The organism is Gemmatimonadota bacterium (assembly GCA_009838845.1).
GTDB lineage: Bacteria > Latescibacterota > UBA2968 > UBA2968 > UBA2968 > VXRD01.
In genome coordinates this window covers 78,112-98,987 of sequence record VXRD01000104.1, presented here as the reverse complement: position 1 = coordinate 98,987, position 20,876 = coordinate 78,112, and the positions used below count along the sequence as shown (strand labels likewise).

Genomic DNA, 20,876 nt, shown 5'->3' with positions numbered 1-20,876 from the left:
ATCTGATATATAAAATAAACCTACTGTCAGCCTTTACACCATTGTTTTTTCACCGTCCCTATTTCCGCAAACGGATTTGTTTAAGAACAGGTGTTATTTATTTGTAGCAACATCTCAAAATAATTCTTCACTTCAAACGCAAAATTCGGCATATTTTATATTGGTTGGTTGCTCTTATACCAACAGGCGGGAACATAGGCACCGTCTTTACGTATAACATACAACGCTCGGCTACTTCTCACATCCCAAGAGGTAATCTCATGAAAAAAGTTCTCGCACTATGGCTCTGCCTTCTCATTGCATCATCTGCCCGCGCAACAGAAGCCCCTGATTTCAACCTGCCAGGCCTCAGTGGCGAACGGGTACAATTAACCGCGCTCCTCGAAAAGGGTCCTGTGTTACTCGACTTCTGGGCCACATGGTGCAAACCCTGCATCAAAGCAATGCCCAAACTCGAAGAAATCCACGCCAAATACGCCGACAGGGGACTCACCGTTCTCGGCGTAAACGAAGATGGGCCCCGAGGTCAAAACCGCATTCGCCCATTTTTGCGAGGGCGCAACATCACATTCCCAATCGCCATTGACGCCGATGGATCGGTTATGCAACGCATGCAAGTTCGCGCCCTGCCCACCACAATTCTCATTGCGCCAGACAGAGAAATTGTATTGCGAGAAGCCGGTCTATCCGATGGGAAGGCCATCATCGACGCTTTAGAAATCCTATTACCCGAAAAGAAAGTATTAGAAAAAAAAGAAGCATCGGAGAAAAAGGAAACCCCAGATGAAAGCAAGTAGCCTGCTCCTCGTCCTGCTCTTCTCAGCCCCCATTTCTGCACAAATAACCGTCACGGGATTGACAGAAATGCAACGCGGTGAAATACCGGGATCTGACTCCACAGCCATCTCTACGGCCTACAACCAGTTGAATCTCGACTTTACGCAAAAGGGATTGCAGGTCGGTTTAAGAGCAGAAGTTTATAACACCTGGGGGGCGGACCGCGAAACGTATCAAATCACGCAAAAATACGCACGGTGGAACCATGGTGTTGCAAATGTGGAAATCGGCAATTACTACGCAATTCTCGGACGGGGCCTCACACTTCGCGCATTTGAACTGCCCGGCGTCGTGCTCGAAAGCCCCATTTATCGCCTGCGCTATGCCCCGGCTCAGGACCTCGAAGGCGCGACAGCCTCGTGGACTGGCAATCGCGTAGTAGCCAGAGCACTCATCGGCCGATCAGCACTCAGCGATATTCCCCCAGGTGCCAAAACCGGTATCCCGCCGCGCAGTGTTTCCCGACGCGGAGATTGGGTCACAGGCGGCGAACTCGCCATCAGACTCTCCTCCAATCTCAAAATTGGCAGCACGGGCATCTACATCACCCCCAGGGATTCCCTCATCGAAAAAAATTGGGCCTGGTCTGGTTTTGCCGATCTCGACCTCTCTAATATCCTGCAAAAAGCCGGCCTATACGGCAGCTTCTACGGCGAATACGCACAACGCGAAGGCGAATATGCACGAGGCGAAAACAACGAAAAAGGATCTGCCCTCTACTTATCGGGCAATGTGGGCTGGAACAATCTGGGGTTGAGTGTCGAATACAAAGATTACGACAACATGCATCTCCACTTCAATGACCCCCCATCGCTCATCCGCGAACACACCGCTTCTTTGCTCAACCGAAACACACATGTACTGCTACTCGCCAGCGAAAAAGGCTATCAAATCGAAGGCACTTATACGCCACTGAGCCTGGGTAATTTCACGGTCAATATCAGTCACGCGCGCAATGATTTAGCGCCGACTATACAGACCTTTTTCAAAGAAAGACACTTCTCTTTTGATCTGTACAAATTTGACAACATGACCGCCACCTTCTTTTTTAACTGGGGCAAAGACGACATCGAAATCATCGACAGCCACCGCACGGGCGGCGCGATTTTTGAAACCACAACTGCCCACGGCCATACCCTCGGCCTCGACCTCCAATACCAACGCGCTGTCCATTTTGAAAACGACCCGTATTTCTCCAATACTTATGGCGCGCTCTCCGCACAACACGCGCGCGGTTTTGGCGCAGCCCTTGTCGTCGATCACACAACCGACCCTTTTGAAGTTGACCGCCCAGAAACTTTCGATATCGAAACGGGCAGCCGCACCTTCGTGTCTCTCAACCTCAATGCGCGGTTTGGCACGCATTACGACGCCGTCCTCTTTGTGGGCGAACGACGGGGAGGTACCGCCTGCACATCGGGGACCTGCTATCTGGTACTCCCCTTCAAAGGCGTGGAAATGCGCCTCAATACCTACTTTTAGTCACAAGCGTATAAATCGGCTGTAAATTCACAGCCGATTTTTTTATATTTCCCATAAGTGATACGAGAAACTTCAGACGCTATTTGCGCGTCTAAACACTTGCAAAATGGAACTCGGCATGTCCCTGGATATTCTACATCGCGTTGAAGCCTATATCCAACAAGAATGCCTTCTCACACCAGGAGATGGGGTGGTCGTAGCCCTGTCTGGTGGTCCCGACTCCGTCACCTTATTCGATCTGCTCCACCGCCTCAAAGCAAAATGGGACCTCACACTTTATATCGCGCATCTCAATCATCAACTTCGCCCCAATGCCGAAAGCGATGCCGCGTTTGTCAAACAGATCGCCCGCAACTATCCCGTCTATATCGGAAAGGAAGATGTTGTGCAGCGGGCAAAAAATAAAAAGCAATCTCTCGAAGAAGCAGCGCGCGATGCACGACGGGCATTTCTCGACGCCGTAAAACAAAAAACCGGCGCAAATCGGATCGCGCTTGGCCATACAAAAAGCGATCAGGCAGAAACCGTTCTGTTCCGACTTGTTCGCGGTTCAGGACTCACCGGATTGGGGGGTATCCGTCCAATTTCAGAAGCGTGTTGGATTCGCCCTTTGCTCTCAATTTCCAGACCGGAAATTGAATCTTATGTACGCACTCGCAATTTGCAGGTGCTGCGCGATGAAACAAATAGCGATCCAAAATTTTTGCGCAATCGCATTCGCACAGACCTGATACCCCACCTGCAAAAGGCATATAATCCCCAAATTGAAGACATCCTTTCACGCTCGGCAACCCTGCTACAGAATGACGATGCACACCTCGAAAACATTGCGGAACAGGCACTTTCAGAAACCCTCCTGTACAGCGATAGTCGAAAATTTATCCTTGATGTTAAGCGATTTTTCGGTTATCATATATCACTTCGGCGTCGCCTGATTCGAAAGGTGCTCTTTGCTCTCCAGGCCAGTGCCGAAGCCGCGCGTTTCCAGGTTGTTGAACGCATTCTCGACATTTCTTCCACTCCTGGAAACAGCGTTCAAATAACACCAGAAATCTCAGCTTATCGCACGCATGACACACTCATTATAACCCAACTCGCCCGAGCTTACTGCTTTTTGGTGGAACCCGATGTGCCGCTCGATATCAACGGCAAATTCTCAATAAAAATATTAAACCGGGTCAACCAGGAGCAGGTGTACAACTGCTACAGCAGTTCAAAGACAGCGAAACACACCGTCTTTTTTGACCTGGATCAACTTCCCAACCGGGCGTTGTATCTCCGTTCACCCAGGCCGGGCGACTGGTTTCACCCTTTTGGCATGCAGGGGAAAAAAAAAGTCAGCAGATTATTCGGCGACAGCAAAATACCCCGCCCACTGCGCGGTGAAATACCACTGCTGGTGAGCGGTGCGACCATTCTGTGGGTCGTTGGACTTCGGCGTTCACAGATCGCACCTATCACACCAGATACCCGGCGCGTGCTCAAAGCAACCTATAGTAGCATGATCACACAATGCGAAAAGAGGCATTTATGACCGACCCCAAAGACAGGGACTCGAAACCGGATGAAGAAACACAGTCATCCGACGAGACGCCTGATCGCGCTCCCACACAGCCTGAAGATGAGGCGCCTGAAGAAAAAAAAGAGCGGCGCCCCAACTTGTCAGTGCTCAATCGGGATAACGCTGATCGCAATGGGGCTTCGGAGAATGGCAAGCGGCCCTGGCGGCACATCTCAAAACCACTGGCTTTCTGGATATTTTTTGTCCTGGTTGCCATCTTTGCTTCCAAATTTTTTGGCAGCGACCCTTCCAGCGATGTCGTGCTCAGCTACAAAGAGTACAAAATGCTCCTCGAAGAGGGAAAAATCCAGAGCGCGATCATTATTGATAACGAATTTCACGGCCACCTCGTCGCAGAAGAACTTACCCCACCGGGGCGAAGACAACAACACACCTTTCGCGATTTTGTCGTTGACCTTGGCGTCGTAGATGCCCAGACCCGCGAAGAATGGCTCAAATACGGCGTTGACTTTCGCTTTCAAAAGCCCTCCAACTGGCTCAACATATTTTTTAATTTTTTGCCCTGGATACTGTTCATAGGGCTTTGGCTTTTCATTTTGCGCCAGATGCAAGGCGGTCCCAAAGGCGCGTTCAGCTTTGGAAAAAGCAAGGCAAAGCTCATCTCTGAAGACAAAGCCAAAATCACATTCAAAGACGTTGCAGGTGCCGAAGAAGCCAAGCAAGAACTGCAGGAAATCATCGAATTCCTTAAGGATCCGCGCAAATTTCAACGTCTGGGTGGACGCATCCCCAAAGGCGTACTCCTGGTTGGTCCCCCCGGCACGGGCAAAACGCACATGGCACGCGCTGTCGCAGGCGAAGCGGATGTCCCATTCTTTTTAATGAGCGGCTCAGATTTTGTCGAAATGTTCGTCGGCGTGGGTGCCTCGCGCGTGCGCGATCTCTTTGAACAGGGGAAAAATCACGCCCCATGCATCATCTTTATCGACGAAATAGATGCTGTGGGGCGGCACCGAGGCGCAGGTATTGGAGGCGGTCACGACGAACGTGAGCAAACCCTCAATCAACTCCTCGTTGAAATGGATGGTTTTGAATCCAAAGAGGGCCTCATCCTCATCGCAGCTACCAACCGTCCCGACGTGCTCGATCCCGCCCTGTTGCGCCCCGGGCGCTTCGACCGCCAGGTCGTGGTAGATCGTCCCGATGTCAGGGGGCGCGAAGGCATTTTGAAAGTCCACACCCGCAACACACCCCTCTCCGACGATGTCAACTTACAGGTGCTGGCGCGCGGAACGCCCGGACTGGCAGGCGCAGACCTCGCCAATCTGGTCAACGAAGCCGCACTTCTGGCTTCCAGAAATAATCGAGATCGCGTAACCATGAACGACTTTGAAGATGCCAAAGACAAAGTCATGATGGGTGCAGAGCGACGCAGCCTTGTCATCTCCGACAAAGAAAAACGCCTCACGTCCTATCACGAAATCGGTCACGCGCTGGTTGCCAAACTCATTCCGGAAAGCGATCCCCTCCACAAAGTGACCATCATTCCTCGTGGGCGTGCTCTCGGTGTCACACACACCCTGCCCATCGACGAGCGTCACACCTATCCCCAGAGTTATTGTGAAGCGGTTCTCGCTTACGCATTGGGGGGAAGAATTGCCGAAAAACTCGTTTTTGGCGAAATCACAACAGGCGGGCAGCAAGACTACCGCATGGCCACCAATCTCGCCCGGCAGATGGTTTGCGATTGGGGCATGAGTCCAAAACTCGGACCCATTGCTTACGGGCAACAAAACGACGAAATATTCCTTGGCCGCGAAATGGCGCAACGTCGAGACCACAGCGACAGAGTGGCCGAAATGATCGACGAGGAAATCAAAAACTTCGTACTCAAAGCCGAATCCCGCGCCGAACAATTGCTCAGTGATAACATCGACAAAGTCCACATCCTCGCCAAAGCACTGCTGGAATTTGAAACTCTTGACGATGTACAGCTCAACCAGTTATTAGAAGGCAAAACACTCGAAAAACCAGTCGAGCCCGCAAAACAGCCAGAAGAATCGAAAGAAGATCGGGAAGACCAAACATCGGAACAACACACCTCTGAACCAGAAAAACAGCCATCGGATGACTAAAAAAAGAGATGGCGGTTGCCATCTCTTTTTTTTTGTACACCTCACCCATGAAACACCCGCGCCCTGTTTACCAGCTTTCATGCTGCGGCACGCCCCTTCAATTGGGTCATCGAACACTCGTGATGGGCGTTCTCAATGTCACGCCAGACTCTTTCTCAGACGGCGGCCTTTATTTTGAACCGCGCAAAGCAGTTGAGCGGGCATTGGCACTGGTTGAAGCCGGCGCCGACATGATCGATATAGGGGGTGAATCATCCCGCCCAGCCGGGCCTTATGGCAAAGGGGCACCTGTCGTATCGCTAAAAGAAGAACTGAATCGCACCATTCCCATTATTGAGGCCATTGCCCCACAACTCAACGTGCCCATCTCCATAGACACGACCAAAGCCGAGGTCGCTCGACAGGCCATAGACAACGGCGCAACCATTGTCAACGACATCAGTGCCCTGCGTTTTGACCCCGGCATGGTGCCCCTGATCGCAGAAACGGGAGTTGCTGTTGTCCTTATGCACATGCAAGGAACGCCCTCAACCATGCAGCAGAACCCCGCGTACGACGATGTTGTGTCCGATATTCTCGACTTTTTAAGCGCACAAATCAACAGCGCAGAAGCGATGGGCATTTCCCAATCTCAGATTGTGATTGATCCCGGGCTCGGTTTCGGCAAAAAATACGCGCATAATATCGAGATACTCGCGCGACTATCCGAATTTCACACGCTGGGATACCCCCTTCTCATGGGGGCATCTCGCAAGCAATTTACCGCACCTCAAAGCCACCCTCAGGAGCGCCTGCCGGGCAGCGTTTCTGCAATTGCATTGGGCGCAGTCGCAGGCGTTCACATTGTAAGGGTTCACGATGTCGCAGAAACTGTCCAGTCATTGGCACTATTGGACAGCGTCTGCCGTATCAGTTTGTGAAACGCCTTGACATCACATGGCAAAACCCTGTAGATTTTCAGATAAATAACATCTCGACCTAAATTTAACGCCCTCCAAATGTCGATGGACTATATATCTCTTTGCCGATGGCTGTGTATCATCGGCCCTCTGTGCTTTTTTTTCGCGCTCCCCAGAGCCTATTCCCGGTCTATTACACTCGAAGAGAGTTTGCAGCACGCGCTATCGCACAATGAAGACCTGCTAATAGCGCGCGAAGATCTGGAAAAATCACGTCAACGGGTTCGCCATGCAGTAGCCGATGTTCTCCCCCAACTCGATATCACCATGCAGTACACGCGCAACTGGTTGCTGCCCACCTTTTTCTTTGAAACGCCGGCAGGCCAGCAACAATTCACCGTAGGCGCGCACAACAACCTCATCGGCACAGTTGGCATCCGACAATCAGTTTGGGGCGGGGGCAAATCTTTTTCTGCCATGCGCGCCGCGCGTCTGTTTCGACAATTTTCAATGGAAAAGATGCGCGCTGCAAAGCAGCAATTACACACCCGGGTCGAAACGGCTTTTTACGACCTGCTATTGGCTGGAGAACTCGCGCGCGTCAGCAAATCTTCTGTGGCGCGTGCGCGTGCAAATTTCAAGCGCGTCGAAAAACTGCGCGAGGCAGGGCGCGTATCAGACTATGACTTGCTGCGTGCACAGGTACAGGTCGCCGAATTGCTAACAGACTCCATACGCACGGAAAATGCGCGTGTATTGGCAGACCTCGCGTTCAAAAACCAGATCGGCATTGCCCCCAACGAACCCATTATACCTCGTGGGACTTTCCGCGAAAAATCCCACCTTTTATCGACTATCACCGAGACAGACCTGATTGACCTCTCAATGCAAATGCATCCCATTGTACGTCAGTACTCCCTCGAGGTCGAAATGCTACAGCATGCAGAGACCATTGCCCAATCAGAATCTCGCCCAACCATAGATTTAATTGTCAATGGACAGTGGCAGGCTCAAAAAAACGAATTTGATTTTGTAAAAGACGATTTTCATCAGAGCTGGTTTTCGGGCATCGCCATCAACATTCCCATTTTCGATGGCTTTCGCACAAATGCACAGGTTGCACAGGCCCGCACAGACACGCGGCAAGCCGAACTGATGCAAAAACAAACCGAGCGCGACATACGTTTCAACATCCTGCAGGCGTGGCGCACTTTTCTCGAAATTCGCGCCAGAAAAAGCGCGCAAATACAGGCTGCGGATCTCGCTCGTCGGGGCCTGGAAATCGCGGAATCGCGTTATGAAAATGGCGTTGGCACCCAAATCGAAGTCATAGATGGACAACTCACTTTACAACGCGCCGAAGCCGAACTCGCGCGCGCAAAACGAGACCTTGCGGTCGCCCTCGTGCATTTAGAACTCAGTGCGGGCATTTTGGGTGAGGAGAATAAACCATGAATTTGTACAGGTTTTTGATACCCTGTCTTTTGATCGCGATCAATCTGGGCTGCGGCGACGAATCTTCGGCACAAAAAGAAATGCCATTAGAGCGCACCACCAATGTATCTACATTTGTGCTCAAACCCGATTCGCTCATCCAGTACAGCAGGCTGTCTGCCACAGTAAAAGCCTGGCGCGATGTGACCATTAATGCGCTCGAATCAGGTGAGGTCATCGGCACGTACAAAGATGTAGGCGATTACGTCAACCGCGGAGAGGCTCTCGCGCAACTCAACATGGAACTTCTGCAGGCCGCATTGATCGAAGCCGAGGCCAATCTCAAATTTCAAGCCTACAATTACGAGCGCAGCAAACAACTTTTCTCTGAAGGATCGATTTCCGAACAGGCGTATTTTGCCACAGAATACGAATTCCAAAAAGCCAGATCAACGGCGCAGACCTTAAAGCATCGACTCTCTTATGGGCGGATACAAGCGCCTTTTTCGGGCCATATCGCAAAGCGATACATCTCACAGGGGCAACATATCGCGCGAGATGACGCAACATATCGCCTCGTACAAACGGATAGCCTGCGCGTTGCGGCCTGGGTATCCGAGAGCGAAATCATCGACTTTGCCGAAGGCAGTCTCGTCACCCTCGCCCTCGACGCTCTACCGAACCAGACTTATGAGGGCACAATCGCCCATGTTGGCCCGGCAGCAGATACAGACCAGAGGGTTTTCCCCATTGAAATCCACCTGCCCAATCCAACAGGGCATATCCGTCCCGGCATGATCGGCACGCTGAAAGCCATGCGCCGCATTCACCGACATGTCGTTGTCATTCCCCGCGAAGCCATTATCGAACGCGAAACCGGGCCCGTGGCCTTTGTCGTGAAAAACAACAAGGCACTTTTGCGTCCGCTCAGCCTGGGGCCATCAGAAGCCGAGCGCGTCGTCGTCCAAAAGGGGCTTGCCTTTGGCGATCAGATCATCGTCAAAGGCGGGCGAGACCTCATTGATGGTGACCGCGTGGCAATAAAATATGCGGAACCCCTCCCATGACCATCACCGCGTACGCGCTCAAACATCGCATCACCGTTTACGTCTTTGTCGGCATCCTGATCATATCGGGCATCTCGGCTTATCTGTCGCTTCCCCGCGAAGCTGCGCCAGATATTACCATACCCCTTATCATCGTCAACACGCCGTATATCGGCGCCTCGCCCCAAGATGTTGAAAACCTCATCACCCGACCTCTGGAAAAAGAACTTCAATCCATTGAAAACGTCAAAGTAATCCGCTCGAGTTCGGTCGAAGGTGCTTCGTCAATCACAGTCGAATTTAATCCCAATGCCGACATTGACAATGCCCTTCAGCGCGTCAAAGACAAGGTCGATCTCGCCAAATCAGAATTACCCGATGATGCAGAAGACCCCTTGGTCCTCGAAGTCAACTTTTCCAATATCCCCATGATGATCGTCGCATTGTCAGGAGATTATGGACTTATTCGGCTCAAAGAAATTGCCGAAGACTTCGCCGATCATATCGAAACCATTCCCGGCATTCTCGAAGTCCGCGTGGTGGGTGGTCTTGAACACGAAGTCAAAGTCGATGTCGATCCCGACCGCCTCATCGCCTACAAACTCGCCATCCAGGATGTAATAGAAGCGATTCAACGCGAAAATTTGACCCTTCCCGGCGGCAGTGTGGATATGGGCGCATACAAATACGCCGTACGCGTACCCGGCGAACTTGAAACCGTTCCTCAAATTGGCGACCTCCTCATCAAAGCCTCGCAAGGTCGCCCGATCTATATTCGCGATGTTGCCGATGTCGTATATGGCTTTAAGGACCGCACAAATTACGCCCGCCTCAACCACAAACCCAGTGTGAGTCTCGAAATTGTCAAACGCAGCGGTGAAAATCTGATTGCCATTGCCGATCAGATTAAAAGCGCACTCGACGAATTGAAACCCACCCTTCCCGCAGGCACACAAATCACCATTTTGGGCGACCAGTCCGAAGACATTCGCATGATGGTCAAAGACCTCGAAAACAATATCGTATCCGGCCTCATCCTCGTCATTCTGGTACTCCTCTTTTTTTTGGGCCTCCGCAATGCCTTTTTTGTCGGTATCGCCATTCCCCTCTCTATGCTCATTGCTTTTGTCATTATCTCCATTATGGGCATCACGCTCAATATGATCGTTTTGTTTAGCCTGATCCTCGCACTCGGCATGCTCGTCGATAACGCCATCGTCATTGTCGAAAACATCTATCGCCATCGGCAAGAAGGCCAATCTCCCATCCAGGGAGCGTTGGAAGGCACGGGAGAAGTTGCATGGCCTGTGATCACCTCAACACTGACGACATTATGTGCTTTTGCACCCATGATTGTCTGGCCCGGCATTATGGGCGAATTTATGAAATATTTGCCCATAACCCTGATCATAACCCTGTCTTCGTCCCTCTTTGTGGGCCTCGTCCTCAATCCCACATTTTGTGCATCTTTCATGACAGTGCGCGGAACGGTCGAAGAAACATCACCCCGCCTTCAGCGCAGCCTCAACGCCTATCAGCGTCGCCTCGAACTGGCACTCAATTACCCGGGAATAACCCTCTCTCTTGCAGCGAGCACACTCATCCTCGTCATTGTGGCGTACTATTTCACAGGCCGGGGCATCGAATTTTTTCCCGAAATTGAACCCAATACAGCCTATATAGACGTGCGTGCCCCATCTGGCACAAACCTCGAAACATCGGATCAACTGGCGCGCCAAATCGAATCCGTTCTCTCCGATATTCCCGATGTTGAAACCTATGTCGCCAACGTAGGTGTTTCGGGCGGCGATGAATTTGCGTCTGGCGAAGGCGTTTCAAATGCCAGTCGCATTTCCGTTGATTTTGTCGATGAAAGCCTTCGGCAGCAATCCTCTTTTAAGACCATTGAGGAAATTCGCAACAAACTCAAAAATCTGACCGGCGCTGAAATCGAACTGTCTCAAGAACGCGGCGGACCACCTGTAGGCCCGCCCATCAGCGTTGAGGTATCCGGCGAAAATTTCGAAATTTTGGGTCAACTATCCGCACGCATCAAACGCATCGTGGCCGAAGTGCCCGGCGTTGTCGATCTCAAAGATGACTACGACCGGGGGCGTCCCGAAGTCCGCATCGTCGTAGATCGAGAAGCCGCTGCAATAGCGGGCCTCAATACGCGCCTGATTGCCGCTACGGTGCGCTCGGCTGTTTACGGCTCAGAAGCATCCGAATATCGGCTGGGCGAAGACGAATACGATATTCGCGTGAGATTCAAATCCGACAAGCGCAACACCCTCGCCGACCTCGAACGCATCACCATTGAAAAAGATGGCAAAATCACGCCCATAAGCGCGGTTGCACGCATAGAAACGGGCGGAGGATTTGGCAGCATTCGGCGCAAGGATCTCAAACGCGTTATCTCCATCGAAGGCAAAGTGCAAGACCGCACATCTGATGCAGCCATGCGCGATGTACAAGCAGCCCTATCCAATTTTCCCCTGCCACCGGGCTATCAGATCGCCTATTCCGGTGAAAATGAAGAACAACAAAAAGCCACCGCCTTTCTTTCTAAAGCTCTGCTCGTAGCATTGGCGGGCATCGCGCTCATTCTTATTACGCAATTCAATTCTCTGGCCCTGCCCTTTACCATTCTCACATCCGTCATTTTGTCTATGATTGGCGTACTGATCGGCCTGATTGTCACCGGCACCCCCTTTGGTATTCTCATGACGGGCATCGGCGTGATCAGCCTCGCAGGCGTGGTGGTCAACAACGCCATTGTTCTAATTGGCTATACCCTGCAATTGCGCCAGCGCGGCCTTTCAGCGCGCGAGGCAATCATACGCGCAGGCGTCGTGAGATTTCGCCCCGTCATTCTCACAGCCATAACCACCATTCTGGGTCTGTTGCCCCTTGCCACGGGTATCAGTTTTGACTTTCTTTCCTTTTCATGGGAAATTGGGGGACGCAGCAGTCAATGGTGGGGGCCAATGGGCGTAGCTGTCATCTTTGGTCTCGCATTTGCCACTGCCCTCACACTGATCGTTGTACCTGTTCTAATCAGCCTTATCTGGCGATGGTTTGGCGCGCCCAAAATTGAATCGACAACCCCATATCGCCACACCGCCGCAGATTGAGCCACTAAGGCTATGGAGACACCCATGTTGCTTCGTATATTTCTCTTCATCCTTATCCTCGTCCTGTTTTTTCGTTTTGTTGGTGGTTTATTCCGCGCCATACTAATGCGCGCAACCACTCGTACATCATCTAAGAAAAACCCCCTGCGCGATATTGACGATTCACAAATTGAAGACGCGGACTTTAAAGACCTTTAAACTCCTCGGATAACACAGATGGCTACCCGACGTCCTCGCAAAACCGGCCCATCGCCAGCTCAAGTTCTCGATGCCGTCCAAAAAGGCGAAATCTCATCTCTCTACTACTTCCACGGGGAAGAAGACTTTCAACGCGATCAACTTCTCAACACCCTCGTTGAAACCCTTATTGAACCCGCAGCGCGCCCCTTCAATCTCGACATCTATCGCGCCGAAGACATCGATATTCCGCAGGTCATTGCACAAGCACTCACCTTTCCAATGATGGCGCAACGCCGCCTGATTGTCCTCAAAAACGCCGACCGTTTACCCGACTCAGCCACCCCCGAACTCTTGCCCCTCATTGAATCCCCACCCGAAACAACGACCATAATCATCACAGCCACCAAACCCGATGGACGCAAAAAACTATTTGCCGAACTTAGAAAACGCGCGATTGCAATCGAATTTCGCCCGCCCTACGACAATGAAATTCCGGCCTGGATCCAGACACATGTCAAAACTCTGGACAGACAAATCGCGCCCGACGCGGCTCACCTGCTCCACATGAGCATCGGATCAAATCTGCGCGAATTGAACGGCGAAATCGAAAAACTCTTTATCGCTACCCCATCCAATCCAATCTCGCGCGAAGACGTCGCTCAGGTGATAGACAACACGCGGGGGATCACGGTTTTTGAACTCGCCGACGCACTCGGGCACCGTCAGCTGAACAAAGCACAGATCCTTATTGGACGGCTCTGCGAACAGGGAGAACATCCCGCCGGCACAATCGCGCTACTCGTCCGTCACTTTGGGATTTTGCGGCGCGCGCGATGGATATCGGGCCAGCGCCTACCCAGAAATGCAATCGCTTCACGCCTCAAAGTGCCCGCTTTTTTTCTCAACAACTATCTCGATCAGGCCCGTCTATTCGACGAACGAGCACTCTGGAATGCCCATGATGCCCTTCTCGATGCAGACAACCGCCTCAAATCCAGTGGCGGAACACCGCACGAAATACTCGCCCATCTGGCCTATCGAATCTGCCGTGCATCCCCTTGACAACCCCGTAAAAATCTGGTAGCTTAGCACATTCTCATCAGAACAAAACCCAATCCGAAAGGAGTCTCAAAGTGGGAAGTCCATTGAATGTTACAGATGAAAATTTCCAGACAGAAGTTGTCGATTCCGATCTCCCGGTACTCGTGGATTTCTGGGCAACTTGGTGCGGTCCGTGCCGGATGATTGCCCCCAGCATTGAAGAACTCGCGCGTGAATACGATGGTCGCGTTAAAATCTGCAAAGTCGATGTAGATCACGCCCAGCAGACAGCACAGGGATTTGGCATTCGCAGCATCCCCACATTACTCATCTTTAAGGACGGCAAACAGGCAGATCAGCTTATTGGCGCTGTCCCCAAAAGCGCGATAGAAGACAAACTCAAAGCTGTGCTCGCTTAAAACAAAAAAGCCGAAGACAGTGTCTCCGGCTTCTTTTTAAGAAAAAATAAAGCCCGATATCTTTTATGATACCGGGCTTTTGTTTTTTATCGCAACGCGTCCTATCGCGCAGGTTGCAAACTGCTTTGTGTGGGATATGATTCGAGAATTGCTTCAATCTCTTGCTGAAAACGCTCGAGAGGTTCTGCAACCTGATGGCGAAATTCCTTGCGGATCAACCCACAGTATTCCTGAGCTGCCTTCAACATCACCTCGGCGTTGTGTTGCAAAGTGCGATAATCGTCCTGAAAATGATCAAATCGCCCGTGCAAAGCGTGCATCAACTTGCTCGCGTAATCACCGACGCTCACCTCTTTATATCCCTCGCTAAATCGCTTCAGGTGATCCAGCGCCTCATCCAAAAATGTCTGCACATCATCGACTTGCAGAGCGTCGCGCGTGGTGAGGATCAAATGACGCCCATGAATGGACATGCGTATGGCATCGCCAAAATCTCGGGGATGGTGTACGAGCATATGGGCCATAAATTTCCAGAACGTCCACCGATAAGTCCCGGCCACACCCTGATGCCAAAAAGAGCGCAATCCCGCCCTGAGTTCTATCCAACCAATTGGCATTGATGGAATCGGTCTGCGCGCGCGGTGTGCATAGTGCGTGCGGCAGCGTTCAAAGAAAATCTCTGGGCTGTTCAGCGTTTCCACGACCTTGCGATGACGCGCCAGCAGTTCATCGGGATCGATGAGGGGCACATAACTCAACTCCCGGCTGAAAATACCCGAATCACCCGTATATTTTACATCTTCACGCAGGCGGCCCAACCGCTTGTAGCGCTTGAAGTCGGGCGTGTCGCGCAACACGCCCAAAACCCCCACCATAGCCACCGGAATACCCGCTTCTCTGATAAACGCAATCATGCGATCGGCAATATCATCTGGATCTGTATCCAGGCCCATAATAAAACCAGCCTGAACTTCCATGCCATAGTCTTGCAGAATCTTCACTTTGTCCAGCAAAGGCGTATCGCCCTGCAGATTCTTTTGCGCGCCCATAAACTTCAGGCTCTCTTCCACTGGCGATTCAATCCCCGCAAAAATTTTATCAAATCCAGCGAGGTGCATAGCCTCTAACAGCGCGGGATCATCGCTCACGCGAATGCTGGCCTGTGTAAAGAGTTGGAAAGGATACCCCCGCTCTCTTTGCCAGGGAACCACCTCTTCTTCCAGTGTTTCTCGAATCTCTTCGCGATTGCCCACAAAATTGTCATCAACCGCCATAACCGAACCGCGCCAGCCTCTATCGTAAAGCGCGTCCAGTTCTTGAATCACGCGGCTACTATTTTTCAAACGCGTTATCTTGCCGTAAAGCGCGGGAATATTGCAAAATGTACAGCTTTCTGGACACCCCCTTGTAATCTGAATCACCATCACAGTATAATCGTCAAAATTGATCAGATCCCAGCGCGGAAGCGGTGTTGTTGAGAGGCTTTGAAAATCACCTCGCCGATCAATATACTCTCGCCCCCCATGGTAGGGTTCGGCCACCAATCGCTTGACCACATCCATAAAGCCATTTTCAGCCTCGCCCAGATAAAAAACCGCATCGCCCTCAATATCTTCGCAATACTGCGTGGGCAACGGACCGCCATTGAGCACGGGCACGCCTGCGACATTGCACTGAGCAATAATCTCTTCGAGAGAATGCCAGTGAATAATCATCGACGACGTAATCACAATATCCGCCCAATCCAGATCTTCATCTGTCAGTGGATGCACATTCACATCCACCACGCGCAAACTGTAGTCATCGGGCATCATACCGGCAATCGTCAACAACCCCAAAGGCGGAAAAGCAGACTTCTTTCCGACCAACCTCAAAGCCTCATCAAAACTCCAGAACGTCACCGGATTCTTTGGATATACAAGCAACGCGTTGGGCATACAGCTATCCTTTCACAAAATGAAAAACAAAGAACTTCAAGTAATTTCAATATACTACATTTTTTTCGTTACTCATAGAAAAAACGAGAGCTTCCAGATTGAAAAAAATGTGATGCCCTGGACCATCGCGAACAATAAACCTTGATTTACACCATAATTTGAGATAATTTTTCTGTATCCATCCATGGAGACGATAGCCGGGCAAGGAGGCTAACATGAAAATGATACAAAAGCCAACCAACCATTTGCTACCTGCTATAATACTATCGATCGCACTACTCGGATGCGGTAAATTACCGGAGGTCTCTCCCACAGCACCACCTCCAACTGAGACACCTGCTACAGAGGAACCACAATCAAACGAAGTGCGATCAGAAAAGACGCGGGTAACCGTACCTCTGGCGACAGATTCAGAACTAACAGACCTGGTGCGCGGAAACAACGACTTCGCCTTTAACCTGTATCAGAAATTGCGCGAAGAAGAAAGTGGAAACCTGTTCTATTCGCCCTACAGCATCTCGTTGGCACTTGCCATGACATATGCCGGTGCCAGAGGCGAAACCGAACGCCAGATGTCAAACGCACTGCACTTCACCCTGTCCCAGGACAAGTTGCACTCCGCGTTCAACGCCCTCGATCTCCAACTCGCATCTCGCGGCGAAGGCAGCGGTGGCCAGGATGGCAAGGGATTTCGATTGAACATCGCCAATGCGATCTGGGGACAACAGGGCTATAGCTTTCTGCAGAACTTTCTGGACAAACTGGCGGAAAATTACGGTGCGGGAATGAGAATCGCAAACTTCACTGAGGCGCCAGAAAACTCGCGCGTCACAATCAACGACTGGGTTGCCCATCAAACCGAAGAGAAAATCAAAGACCTCATACCTTCCGGCGCAATTGACAACTTGACCCGCTTAGTCCTCACCAATGCCATCTACTTCAACGCGGCGTGGCTTCACACCTTCGACGAAAGAGCCACTGCTGAAGGCGACTTCTACTTGCTCACTGGCAACAGCATCAAAGTACCGATGATGCGACAGACCGAATCATTCGGCTATGCGAGGAACACGGGATATCAGGCTGTCGAATTGCTCTACGACGGCAGTGAAATATCCATGGTCATCCTGCTTCCCGACAAAGGCACTTTTGATCCGTTCGAAAAGTCGCTAAACGCCGAACTCGTCAGTCGGATTTCGAAAGACATGAGACACAAGCGCATAGAACTCACCATGCCCTCATTTGAGTTTGAAGCCCAATTCAAGCTGGGCGCAATGCTTCAGAAGATGGGAATATCCGATGCCTTTAACCCGCAATTAGCGGACTTCTCCGGCATGGATGGAACAAAAAACCTGTCCATTTCAGACGCCTTTCACAAGGCGTTCGTCCTGGTCAATGAGAACGGCACAGAAGCCGCTGCTGCCACCGGCGTAGTCATAGGCGTAACATCCCTCCCTCCCAGAGTCACGGTCGATCGGCCATTCATCTTCCTCATCCGGGACATAGCGACCAATACCACCCTATTTGTCGGGCGAGTAATAGACCCGAGATAATAAAGGATATCTCAACATGATCACAGAAGAAGACCTCTGGTATTTCAAAACCACTGGATTTTACAAAGTCCGCGAAACCTTGCCCGGCGATCTGGTCGATCGTCTAAACGAAGTCACCTCCCGGCAAATTGGAGACATGCGAGAACCCATTGTTTGGGAAGAAAAAGGAGGGCGAGAACCGAAAAATGTCCGCCGTCTCTCAAAAATTTTCTTACGAAACCCCGTCTATTTTGAAGCCGCATCTCACCCCATCATCCTCAACGCCCTCGAAGGCATCATCGGCCCAAACATCGAAGTACTCACCAACAAACACAACCACGTCATGGTGCGCCCATCCGGATCTTATCCCGTCCCCTGGCACGCCGGTGAAGAACCCTATGACCACACCCTTATCACCGGCTTGATCTACCTCGAAGAATCAACCGTTGAAAACGGCTGTGTGCGCATCGTTCCCGGCAGCCACAACCGACCATTTCTCAACCCGCGCCGACCACAGAAACAAAGAGATAATTTTTACGACAGCGACAACTATTACCGCGCAGTGCCAATCCCCATGCCGCGCGGCGGCGTACTGCTCTTTAACGACTGCTGTTATCACGGCTCTGACACAAATTGTTCCGATCATTCTCGCCGCAGCATGACGGTTGCCTATCGCGCCCACGACGCCCACGACGTAATCAAAGACGACCCGGAAAAAGTTCTCGTACGCGGCGAAAAAGTCTATACGGGACATCCCCATCCCTATTCTCTCCCCGTTCAGGAGTAGGACATGCCCTCACTCACCATGCGACAAATCCAGCTCTTCCGAAACAACGGTTTTCTCTGCCTTCCAGACCTTTTGCCAGAAGAAATGGTTGAAAACCTGAAGACCGCTATCATGGAAGACATTGACCGCCAAATCGAACCCATCGTACGCAATAAGAATGGCCGCGCCGTGCGCATCTCTGCCCTTATGGACCGCGCGTCGGTCTTTCGAGAAGCAGTCACGCATCCATACGCGCTCGACCCACTCGAATCGCTTCTGGGACCCAATATCGAAATCATCACCAACCGCCACAACCACGCCACCTTGCGCACAGCATCGGACAACAAAGGCGCATATCTCCATCGCGATGTCAGACAGTGGACGCGCAACATCTACACCATCATCTTTTACCTCGAAGAAACCACCCTCGAAAATGGATGCACCCGCATTGTACCCGGATCGCATCACTTCCCCGGCGTCTCCACATCTATTCACGACGCAGACTGGGCAAGCGATGTCCTCGGTCAAGCACTCCCCGTACCCATGCCAGCAGGTGGAATGCTCGCAATCGACAGCATGGTCGTCCACGGCGCAGGCGAAAACCACACCGACGACACGCGCATGAGCATGACAGTAGGCTATCACAGCGTCGATGAACTCATGGACATTCCCAACCCCAAGCGTCTGCTCGTACGCGGCGAGGGATTGTATAACGGAAATGATCGAAAATAGGGGCGGGATTGATCAATCTGGAACGCGCGAGGCCATTTTCTGATCTAAGAATATGAGACCGGGATCGCTTCTACATGGATGTAGGCGTATCTCTTTGTGTTCATCCGCGTTTATCTGTGGTTGCTTGGATTTTATTGTTCATCACACTTCACACTTTTCTCTTCTGGATTGCGGCTCAAAACCATGCCGCAATGACGTGCCTCTCACTTCACACTTCATCCTTCTCACTTCACACTTCATCCTTCTCACTTCACACTTCATCCTCCTCACTTCACACTTTTACCTATGACTCCCAACATTATCATCATCATCTCTGACCAGCACAATCCCCATGTAATGGGATGTGCGGGAAATCCCATTGTGCAAACGCCTAATCTGGACGCACTCTCCCGCAGCGGGGTCCGGTTTCGCAATGCGTATTGCCCCTATCCCCTCTGCGCGCCTTCGCGATCAGGCTTTATGTCCGCGCAGTACCCCAGCGACGTGGGCGTCTATGACAACAGCGGCAGCCTGTCTTTTGACACCCCCACATTTGCCCATGCATTTGGCGCGGCGGGATACGAAGCCGTACTATGCGGACGCATGCACTTTAGAAACCCCGACCAATTCCACGGCTTTGAAAAACGCATCCACGCCGACTGCGGCGGGCTATCCGCAGAAATTCTCGGCTCAGGATACAACCGCACAACGGGACAGACCAAATACGGCGTTCAAGTATCTGGTCATGGCGAAACGGGCTATCGCCACTTTGACAAATCCGTCACCGAAACAGCCTGCAAATTCATCGCCCATCGGCAAGAGGGCGACAGACCCTATGCCCTCGTCGTCGGCTATATGAACCCACACAATCCCCTGATCTGTGGCAGAGAAGACTTCGAGTATTACATGGCGCAAATCCCACCGCTCGAACCCGAATCGCCCGAATACTTAAACGCCCTGCATCCGGCCATGAAAAAATGGCGCGAAAGACGCGGCGTTGAAGACATCACCCCAGAACAAAACCGCCGCGGGTTAGCCGCCTATTACGGCCTGACAACCGAACTCGACCGATACATTGGCCAGATCATTGACACCGTACAATCCTCCTCCGATGCGGACAATACCGTCATCATCTACACCTCGGACCACGGCGACATGGCACATGAACACGGCATGTGGTGGAAAAGCAGCTTTTACGAAGGTTCTGTAGGCATTCCCTTGATCTGCTCAGGGCCAGGTCATCTTCGCGAAAACCACACAGAAGATGCCATCGTCAGCCTCATCGACGTCGGACCCACAGCTCTGGACATTGCGGGCGCTGACCCCATGCCCGATGTCTCCGGAAAAAGCTTCGCCCCATTCCTCCAGGGTACCCCGCCAGATTGGCCCAATGAAGTCTTTGCAGAATACATCGGCTTACTCGGCGACCAGCCCGCGTGCATGCTCCGCACGGGACCGTGGAAATTGAACTATTACTCTGAATTTGACTCTTGCCAATTGTTCAACATTGACCAAGACCCCGAAGAACGCCGCGACCTATCCAATGATCCCCGGTATCGTGACGTGATCCAATCGGGCCTCGAAAAAATCTTTGCACGCTGGTCTGCCGATGATATCTTGGCACAAGCCGAACGACAAGCACGCGCCCGAGCACTCATCGCACGCTGTGGGCACAGCCATATCCCCCACGCCATCCCCCCATTTGCACCAGACATCGATGAAGTAAATGAATTCGACTTCTCACAATTACCCGAAGACCCGAGATAGTATTGCACAAAACTGATATTGAGGTATCTTAAATAAA

At 51.6% G+C, this 20,876-nt stretch carries 15 protein-coding genes; 14 read left to right on the top strand and 1 reads right to left on the bottom strand.

Features of this window, described 5'->3' with window-relative positions; all coding sequences use genetic code 11:
• Window positions 1-260: 260 nt before the first annotated feature.
• The 10 genes from F4Y39_13490 to trxA all read left to right on the top strand — a co-directional run bounded on the left by F4Y39_13490 (window position 261) and on the right by trxA (window position 14,129).
• The gene (locus tag F4Y39_13490) at window positions 261-797 is read left to right on the top strand and encodes a TlpA family protein disulfide reductase (GenBank protein ID MYC14738.1); all 537 of its coding nucleotides are present in this window, start codon (window positions 261-263) and stop codon (window positions 795-797) included.
• The gene (locus F4Y39_13485; GenBank protein MYC14737.1) at window positions 784-2,319 is read left to right on the top strand and encodes a hypothetical protein; all 1,536 of its coding nucleotides are present in this window, start codon (window positions 784-786) and stop codon (window positions 2,317-2,319) included. The genes F4Y39_13490 and F4Y39_13485 overlap by 14 nt, the downstream gene beginning before the upstream one ends.
• Window positions 2,320-2,425: 106 nt before the next feature.
• Window positions 2,426-3,853: a tRNA lysidine(34) synthetase TilS gene (tilS, locus tag F4Y39_13480; protein ID MYC14736.1), complete on the top strand. Its 1,428-nt coding sequence runs from the start codon at window positions 2,426-2,428 to the stop codon at window positions 3,851-3,853.
• 311 nt (window positions 3,854-4,164) lie between these two features.
• A complete protein-coding gene (locus tag F4Y39_13475) occupies window positions 4,165-5,976 on the top strand; it encodes an ATP-dependent zinc metalloprotease FtsH (protein MYC14735.1) in 1,812 nt (603 codons plus the stop codon).
• Between the two features lie 47 nt (window positions 5,977-6,023).
• Window positions 6,024-6,896, top strand: a complete 873-nt coding sequence (gene folP / locus F4Y39_13470) for a dihydropteroate synthase (GenBank protein ID MYC14734.1) — start codon at window positions 6,024-6,026, stop codon at window positions 6,894-6,896.
• Between the two features lie 78 nt (window positions 6,897-6,974).
• A complete protein-coding gene (locus tag F4Y39_13465) occupies window positions 6,975-8,330 on the top strand; it encodes a TolC family protein (GenBank protein ID MYC14733.1) in 1,356 nt (451 codons plus the stop codon).
• Entirely contained in the window at window positions 8,327-9,376 is a 1,050-nt protein-coding gene (locus F4Y39_13460) for an efflux RND transporter periplasmic adaptor subunit (protein ID MYC14732.1), read from the top strand. The genes F4Y39_13465 and F4Y39_13460 overlap by 4 nt, the downstream gene beginning before the upstream one ends.
• Window positions 9,373-12,489, top strand: coding sequence for an efflux RND transporter permease subunit (locus F4Y39_13455; GenBank protein ID MYC14731.1), 3,117 nt, complete (start codon window positions 9,373-9,375; stop codon window positions 12,487-12,489). Before F4Y39_13460 ends, F4Y39_13455 begins: the two co-directional genes overlap by 4 nt.
• A 216-nt stretch (window positions 12,490-12,705) precedes the next feature.
• Window positions 12,706-13,731 carry a DNA polymerase III subunit delta gene (gene holA, locus F4Y39_13450; GenBank protein ID MYC14730.1) on the top strand — a complete coding sequence of 342 codons (1,026 nt, stop codon included), beginning with the start codon at window positions 12,706-12,708 and terminating at the stop codon, window positions 13,729-13,731.
• Between the two features lie 71 nt (window positions 13,732-13,802).
• Window positions 13,803-14,129, top strand: coding sequence for a thioredoxin (gene trxA, locus F4Y39_13445; protein MYC14729.1), 327 nt, complete (start codon window positions 13,803-13,805; stop codon window positions 14,127-14,129).
• Between the two features lie 101 nt (window positions 14,130-14,230).
• Here trxA and F4Y39_13440 read toward each other — a convergent pair whose 3' ends face one another.
• Window positions 14,231-16,066 carry a DUF4070 domain-containing protein gene (locus tag F4Y39_13440; protein ID MYC14728.1) on the bottom strand — a complete coding sequence of 612 codons (1,836 nt, stop codon included), beginning with the start codon at window positions 16,064-16,066 and terminating at the stop codon, window positions 14,231-14,233.
• A gap of 215 nt (window positions 16,067-16,281) precedes the next feature.
• Between F4Y39_13440 and F4Y39_13435 the strand changes: the two genes are divergently transcribed.
• From F4Y39_13435 to F4Y39_13420, 4 genes are all read left to right on the top strand, one after another.
• Window positions 16,282-17,616 carry a serpin family protein gene (locus F4Y39_13435; protein MYC14727.1) on the top strand — a complete coding sequence of 445 codons (1,335 nt, stop codon included), beginning with the start codon at window positions 16,282-16,284 and terminating at the stop codon, window positions 17,614-17,616.
• 16 nt (window positions 17,617-17,632) lie between these two features.
• Entirely contained in the window at window positions 17,633-18,382 is a 750-nt protein-coding gene (locus tag F4Y39_13430; protein MYC14726.1) for a phytanoyl-CoA dioxygenase family protein, read from the top strand.
• 3 nt (window positions 18,383-18,385) lie between these two features.
• Window positions 18,386-19,093, top strand: coding sequence for a phytanoyl-CoA dioxygenase family protein (locus F4Y39_13425; GenBank protein MYC14725.1), 708 nt, complete (start codon window positions 18,386-18,388; stop codon window positions 19,091-19,093).
• A gap of 285 nt (window positions 19,094-19,378) precedes the next feature.
• Window positions 19,379-20,839: a sulfatase-like hydrolase/transferase gene (locus tag F4Y39_13420; GenBank protein ID MYC14724.1), complete on the top strand. Its 1,461-nt coding sequence runs from the start codon at window positions 19,379-19,381 to the stop codon at window positions 20,837-20,839.
• The last annotated feature ends 37 nt before the right edge of the window (window positions 20,840-20,876 follow it).